8 protein-coding genes are annotated in these 6,984 nt (G+C 39.7%); all 8 read left to right on the top strand.

All coding sequences use genetic code 11. The features are described 5' to 3' along the window. The first annotated feature begins 147 nt into the window (after positions 1-147). The 8 genes from IEY42_RS21200 to IEY42_RS21165 all read left to right on the top strand — a co-directional run bounded on the left by IEY42_RS21200 (position 148) and on the right by IEY42_RS21165 (position 6,937). Positions 148-1,008: a hypothetical protein gene (locus tag IEY42_RS21200; RefSeq protein ID WP_188927186.1), complete on the top strand. Its 861-nt coding sequence runs from the start codon at positions 148-150 to the stop codon at positions 1,006-1,008. A gap of 3 nt (positions 1,009-1,011) precedes the next feature. Continuing rightward, the gene (locus tag IEY42_RS21195; protein ID WP_188927185.1) at positions 1,012-1,683 is read left to right on the top strand and encodes a hypothetical protein; all 672 of its coding nucleotides are present in this window, start codon (positions 1,012-1,014) and stop codon (positions 1,681-1,683) included. 1 nt (position 1,684) lies between these two features. Then, positions 1,685-1,879 carry a hypothetical protein gene (locus IEY42_RS21190; RefSeq protein ID WP_188927184.1) on the top strand — a complete coding sequence of 65 codons (195 nt, stop codon included), beginning with the start codon at positions 1,685-1,687 and terminating at the stop codon, positions 1,877-1,879. Between the two features lie 9 nt (positions 1,880-1,888). Next, positions 1,889-2,788, top strand: a complete 900-nt coding sequence (gene cpaB / locus IEY42_RS21185; RefSeq protein WP_188927183.1) for a Flp pilus assembly protein CpaB — start codon at positions 1,889-1,891, stop codon at positions 2,786-2,788. Then, positions 2,785-3,579: a pilus assembly protein N-terminal domain-containing protein gene (locus tag IEY42_RS21180; protein ID WP_188927182.1), complete on the top strand. Its 795-nt coding sequence runs from the start codon at positions 2,785-2,787 to the stop codon at positions 3,577-3,579. The genes cpaB and IEY42_RS21180 overlap by 4 nt, the downstream gene beginning before the upstream one ends. A 97-nt stretch (positions 3,580-3,676) precedes the next feature. Next, positions 3,677-5,194 (top strand): IS21 family transposase, encoded by a 1,518-nt coding sequence (gene istA / locus IEY42_RS21175; protein ID WP_188927181.1) that lies wholly within the window; start codon positions 3,677-3,679, stop codon positions 5,192-5,194. Continuing rightward, positions 5,184-5,945, top strand: a complete 762-nt coding sequence (istB, locus tag IEY42_RS21170; protein WP_188927180.1) for an IS21-like element helper ATPase IstB — start codon at positions 5,184-5,186, stop codon at positions 5,943-5,945. The genes istA and istB overlap by 11 nt, the downstream gene beginning before the upstream one ends. Before the next feature lie 86 nt (positions 5,946-6,031). Then, positions 6,032-6,937 carry a hypothetical protein gene (locus IEY42_RS21165; protein ID WP_188927179.1) on the top strand — a complete coding sequence of 302 codons (906 nt, stop codon included), beginning with the start codon at positions 6,032-6,034 and terminating at the stop codon, positions 6,935-6,937. Positions 6,938-6,984 lie beyond the last annotated feature (47 nt).

The raw sequence follows: 6,984 nt of genomic DNA, 5'->3' as shown, positions 1-6,984 counted from the left end.
TCGAAGATAGAATTGTGAAACATATTAACTAAATTGCAGTTACACAGAATCTGTTACACCCTCATATAATCCATTTTGGCAGGCTCGTTTAACGGATACCACTAATTCAGAACGTGCTATTGCATTAGCATTAACGAGAGTACTGTAATGTCTGCTCTTTATAACAAGGGGCAAGCATTGGTTGAAGGAGTGATTGCTCTCACTTTTGTTATTGTTCCTTTATTAATCCTACTTCCTTATATGTCTAAAATGACTGAAGTACAACACCGAGTCTCCGAAGCTGCACAATATACTTCATGGGAACGTACCGTATGGAAAGATAGTCGTCCCAGTTTGTTACCGAACAATCGTTCTCATCATTCAGCAATAATGCATGAAAATGATATTGCAATAGATATTCCTTGGCGATTTTATCAAAAAAATGGAGTGTTGATTAATAGTCAAAATCAAACTGAATGGGATTGGAGTGAGAATATTCATCCATTACTCAAATCACAAACAGCAAAAAATTCATCAAATAAGGTTTTATTATCATTAACAGATGAAAATGTTACTGACGGGGAGCTTTCTCGGTTTGAGCGAAAAGAGAGAAGTGGAAAAACACCTGGAAGTATTGGGAGCACAATCGATAGTATGGTTGGGTTGTTATCTTTTACCGGGTTTAATTTAGATAAATCTCCTTATTACCAAACAGAAGTCAGTACTAAGTTGCAAAACCATTACTTGGAGCCCTTTGACCAATTAAATCTAAGTTTTAAAGGTAATAGCGCATTAATGGCATCTGGTTGGAACGCCAGTGGCGGGGAACATGCAGAAAAAAGAGTTAAGAAGCTAGTATTAACGTCAGTATTAGATAATGGGCTTGTAAGGTTGGTTCAACGAATTGGCGGTTTTATTCCTTTTGGTAAAGAGCTTAAAACTAACTCTTTAAAGTTTGGTCATGTAGATTCTGATGTGCTACCTGAAAATAGGTTGTGTCGTTATGGTTCTGAAAATTGTGGTGGTTAGAACATGAAGATTATACTAACGCTATCCATATTATGCTTTCCTTTTTTTTGTATTGCTTCCGAGTGGCCTGATATCGAATTTCCTGAGGGCGCTTCTGTCGAAATTGTTGCTGATGACATTAAAATGTATGGATATCCAACTAAAACTTGGGTTGTCAAAGATAAAGCGAGTCAAATGTTAACCGCAGCATTTTTTAAAAAGCAATGGAAGAGTCAAAGTGATAAGTTTGATGAGCAAAAGTTGGGTAATGATTATGTCATAAACAGCTTACAAGACCCATTTTTGTTAACTGCTAGAATTAAGAATGAATATGATGGTGTTACCGTTTTAGTTGGGGTAACCAAAAATATTGAAGAAAATGCTAATCGCACTGGAAGCATTATTTTTCCTGCACCACAGAACTCTAATGTCATCTCTGATATAAAATCACAAGATCTATTTAAAAATGGTAGAACGGTCATTCTTCAAAACAAAAGAAGTCTTTCTGAAAATTATCATTATTATCGAAGATATTTTCAACGTTTGGGTTGGAATGAAAACTCTGGAATTTTAGATGTCAATTCAGGTAAAGCTGTTTTGATGATGAACAATGGAACGAATACAGTTGATATTAGTTTTAATAAAAAAAATGAAGTTGTTAATGTAGTTTTTAATCAAGTCATGGAAGGACTATAAAATGACACGTTATACCTTTAATAAAGGGCAGTCGAGTGTTGAATATTTGATTGTATGTGCAGCATTAGTCGCTGCATTATTTACACCATTAGAAAATGATAAAAGCGTAATTGATCATTGTGCGGAATCATTAAAAGAGTGGTACAACGCATTTGCATATAATAAATCAATGTCAACATTGCCAGATTACAACTAGGGATAGGAAATGCGATTTAAATCTATAGATTTCAACTGGGTATTACTGATTATTGCTATTGTACTTGGGGGTGTTTCTGCTTGGGCAACTAAAAATTATTTTATCACTAAAGAGCAGCAAATTAGAGATGAGCTTTCTAATGATAATATCGTAATGGCCGACGTAGTCGTTGCAACACAAGATTTACAAAAAGGTGATGTCGTTTCACAAGATAATATGTCAGTAAGACGAGTTAGGGCTGATATTTTACCTTTAGATGCTGTTCATCCCTCTCAGTTTGATCTAGTGCTAGGACAAATGTTACTGGCGCCAATGAGTTCAGGAAGACCTCTTATATCGACCTATTTACCCGGCATGCACGCCAAACAATTTTCTGACCTTCTTAGAGAAGGTGAACGTGCTGTAACAATTAATATCGATGAAATTAACTCTACAGCAGGAATGTTAGTACCAGCTGATCACATTGATTTAATGTTAGCGTTTAAAGATGAAAAAGATGAGCAAGAAACTGAAAAGTTACAATTATTGATTGAAAACGTTGTTGTGTTAGCCGCAGGCAGAAGAAGCCTAGATATTAATCCTGAATTAGTCGATTCAATTTATGATAACCCAAATGCTTATAATACGGTCACATTAGCGTTGTCAGTTGAAGATGCTGCAAGAGTTTCGTTAGCGAGAAATAAAGGAAAGTTTGTGACGTTATTGCGTAATCAAACAGAAGATAAGCCCTTAGAGTTTGTGTCATTAAAAGAGAACCAAATATTTAATGTCATCAACAATGACACTGCTGAAAATAGTGTTGAAATGATTATTGGTGGTAGTGGAATAAAAACGACGACCCAAAGCTATCCACTTACTAAAGAAATGATTGAACAATTAAACCAATATAAGAATAATTTATCACTATGAAATCATTAAATTTAATTTTTGTTTTTTTTATATGTATTTTTTCATCATCGTTAGCTTTGGCTCACAATAATACGCCATTTAAATTATATGTCGGTGCTGTAGAGTTATACAAAGCAAAAAATATTGACCGAATAGTCGTAGGTAACGGAAGCGTGATTAGTACAAAGGTTATCGATAATAATGGGCTTATTATTATTGGCGAATCTGCCGGTGAATCTGATTTACAAATATGGCAAAAATCGGGTCGTGTCATTAAGTTGAGCGTGACGGTCACACCAGATAACTCTCTTAAAACTACAGCTACAATTAAGAGGATGTTAGCTGCATTTCCGGCATTACGAGTATCTGAAAATGATGGATTGATCATTGTTCAGGGCGAAGCAGACCTTAATCAGAAAGAGCAATTAGAGAAAATATTTGAAGCTAGTCCTAATATTGTTTCATTAGTTGAGTATGCAAAATATGCCACAGCGATAGCGCCTATGGTGAGAATGCAGGTCAAGATTGTTGAATTTAACAAATCAACATTAAATAACATTGGGATTCAGTGGGATTCTGCGATGGCAGGGCCCGCATTTGGGGCTGCTAAAGCCTTTACAGACAATCCAATTTTTAGTGTTGCATCTTCAGGTCAGTTTGTTGATCAAATCTCAAGCGCTGTGACTGACAGTATTGGTGTGCTTGATAATCGAGGGTGGAGCTACTTTGGCATTGTGACGGGCATCAGCTCTCAAATTCAGTTACTCGCACAAAAAGGTGACGCCAGAATGCTTGCCGAGCCTAACTGTTAATTTGCACCCAAAACTGATCCACTTTCCCCCTAATTTGCATTGAAAACTGATCCACATATTTAATACCTCCTGCCCCCCTTAAGCAGGAGAATGTGGAGTGATTGATGTGTCATTATTAAGTGTTATACGTCGATGGTATTTTCGTGATGGGTTATCCCAGCGAGAAATCACTCGTCGCACTGGATTGTCTCGCAATACTGTACGTCGTTATCTTAAAAGCGACATTGCAGAGCCTGCTTATCCTCAACGTGACTTGCAGAGTAAGGTAAAAGCGTTCGAAGAAGTGCTCATTAGTTGGCTGAAGCGAGAAGCAAGGCAACGACGCAAAGAGCGTAAAACCGTTAAAAATCTGTATGAAGACTTGTTACCCATGGGCTATTCAGGCTCATATGACAGGGTTGCTGCGTTTGTACGTAAATGGCGTGAAGAGCAGAGATTAACTGCATCCAACCAAGTTTACGTGCCACTTGAGTTTGCTGCTGGTGAAGCCTTTCAATTTGATTGGGGCGAGAACTATGCCTTCATCGATGGTCGTAAAACCAAGCTGCAAGTCGCTCACTTTAAGCTCAGTCATAGCCGAGCATATATTCTGCGAGCCTACCCCACGCAAAGCCATGAAATGCTGTTTGATGCTCATAATCACGCGTTTCGGGTGTTTAACGGTGTGCCAGAGCGCGGGATTTACGACAATATGAAAACAGCGGTTGATAAGGTGCAAAGAGGCAAGGAGCGTATTGTTAACCGCCGCTTCCTAACCATGGTTAGCCATTATCTGTTTGAAGCTGACTTCTGTAATCCAGCCGCAGGTTGGGAAAAAGGCCAAGTTGAAAAGAATGTGCGTGATGCGCGATCAATTATCTGGCAACGTTTACCGCGCGTGAGCACGCTAACTGAGCTCAACGATTGGCTAGAGGCGCAATGCATTGCCGACTGGCAATCACGTAAGCATCCTCAGTTTACGGATAGAACCATTGAAGATGTGTGGTATCAAGAACAACGCCAATTGATGAAAGTAACCGCACCGTTTGATGGCTTCATAGAGCATAGTAAAAAAGTATCCTCTACCTGCTTAGTCAGCTTCGACCGCAATCGTTACTCTGTGCCCGCAAGCTTCGCTAACCGGAGAATTAGCCTGCGCGTGTACCCAAGTCGGCTGAGCTTCATCGCTGAAGGGCAGCAGATAGCGGAGCATCCCCGCTCGTTCATGGTGAATCACGATGTACCCGGCAAAGTCATTTACGACTGGCAACACTATTTGCTGGTCGCGCAACGTAAACCGGGGGCACTTCGCAATGGTGCGCCATTTAATACTATGCCCGATAGCTTTAAGCACCTGCAATCCATTTTGCTGCAACGAGCGCGCGGGGATAAGGAAATGGTCGAGGTGTTATCGTTGATATTGCATCACGACGAAGCCGATATTGTGAAAGCGGTTGAAATGGCCTTAGACGCAGGCTGCCCATCTAAACAACATGTGATGAACTGTTTAAGCCGCGTAATTACTCCACCACAGCCTGCGCCCATCCCGATTGGTAGCAGCCTGCAATTAATCACTGAACCAACCAGTGATGCATCACGCTACGACACATTACGAGGTAAACGCCATGCACACTGAAGCTCTATTACACACCCTTAAAACGTTGAAGCTACATGGCATGGCGAGCAGTATTACCGAGTTGACCTCGCAAGACTCACCTGCTTACAAACAAGCTTTACCAATACTCGACACCCTAATAAAAGCCGAGGTAGCAGACAGAGAAGTGCGCAGTATTGCCTATCAAATGAAAATCGCGAAGTTTCCTGTTTACAGAGACCTTTACGGCTTCGACTTCAATGAAAGTGAAGTCGATGAATACCTGATTAGAGGCTTACATCGTTGTGAGTTCATTGAAGATTGCCAGAATGCGGTGTTCGTCGGCGGCCCTGGCACAGGTAAAACACACTTAGCAACGGCCCTCGGGGTGCAAGCCATTCAACATCATCAATACCGAGTACGGTTCTTATCCACTATCGAGTTAGTGAATACCTTAGAGCTTGAGAAACAAGCAGGTCATGTTGGCAGAATGGCCAATCGCCTAGCCAAGTGCGACTTGGTGATACTCGATGAGTTAGGTTATGTGCCGTTTAGTCAAGCGGGCGGCACTCTGCTGTTTCATTTACTCAGTAAACTCTACGAAAGTACAAGCGTACTTATCACCACCAACCTCAACTTCACTGAATGGTCGAAGGTATTTGGGGATGCAAAACTCACTATGGCCTTGCTAGACAGATTGACTCACCATTGCCATATAATTGAAAGCGGCAATGACAGCTACCGATTCAAAGAATCAACTAAAAAATCAAAGGAGAAAAAGGCTAGAAAATAGACCATAATTATGGTCATATAACACCAATTGGGTGGATCACTTTTAGATGCAAATCGTGGATCAGTTTTACCTGCAAATTAACACCTATGGGCCCGGATCAACATTATTTAGTTTTTAAACGTGATGGGCAGGCTCCAATAAATTATCCAGTGTCAGTATCCACAGGGATTGTTCAAGCAAATATCCCTTCAGGAGCAAGCAGTGTATTTGTTACCAATGGCACAGAGAGAACCAATAACCGCTTAATCACTGTCCATGCTGAGGACACACCTATTTTCAGTCATTTAGGAGCCGTGATATTTAATGAAAACACACAAATTGAGCTTATGGGAGCAGACTTTTCTAATGATATGACGATCACAGCCAATGGTAAACCTATAGAGATATTGAGTCACACAAACTCACAGGTCACCCTGATGATGCCATCAGAATTAACTGACGGCCTACTCGAAATAAATACGCCAAACGGACAAGGCAATACATTGAGTTACTATGTCACTGAACTAGTTGATATGACATTGGCTGATGTAGAGGGGGTAAATCCAGTAAGTCTATCATTAGAGACATTATTGGGAACAAACTATAGCTTCATAGAGTCTAACACCGTAACAATTAATAAATTTAAAAACAAAATTACCCCAGTTACAACTTATTTTAACACTCAAGATGAACGCAATGAAAAGCTATACCTTACAAGTTACATATTACCGACAGAATCGAATGTTTCATTAGATATAGCGAATGCCAGTTTCAAATATGTTTTAGACTACATTGGTATCAATAAAATCCCTTTGTCCCAACTGAGTCAATTTAAAGATACCGTAATCTTATATCCTGAGTTTACTGAAATACATGAACACCTCAATATACTTCTAGCACAGTCACCTACCGCCTTAAACGTGTTTGGTTCAAACACTACAAGTTTGTTAATTAGTAATAGTAATGCAATTTATGTTAAATATACTCAGGAAAAAGGTGACCTGGTCAACTGAATTCGGTCACCCTAGTTAAGTTCGTTAAGCGACTTCTTTTATCTGCT

It is taken from the genome of Shewanella algicola, assembly GCF_014648035.1.
Lineage (GTDB): Bacteria > Pseudomonadota > Gammaproteobacteria > Enterobacterales > Shewanellaceae > Shewanella > Shewanella algicola.
Note: the sequence above shows the minus strand (reverse complement) of the source record. Positions and strands in the feature narration are given on the sequence as shown.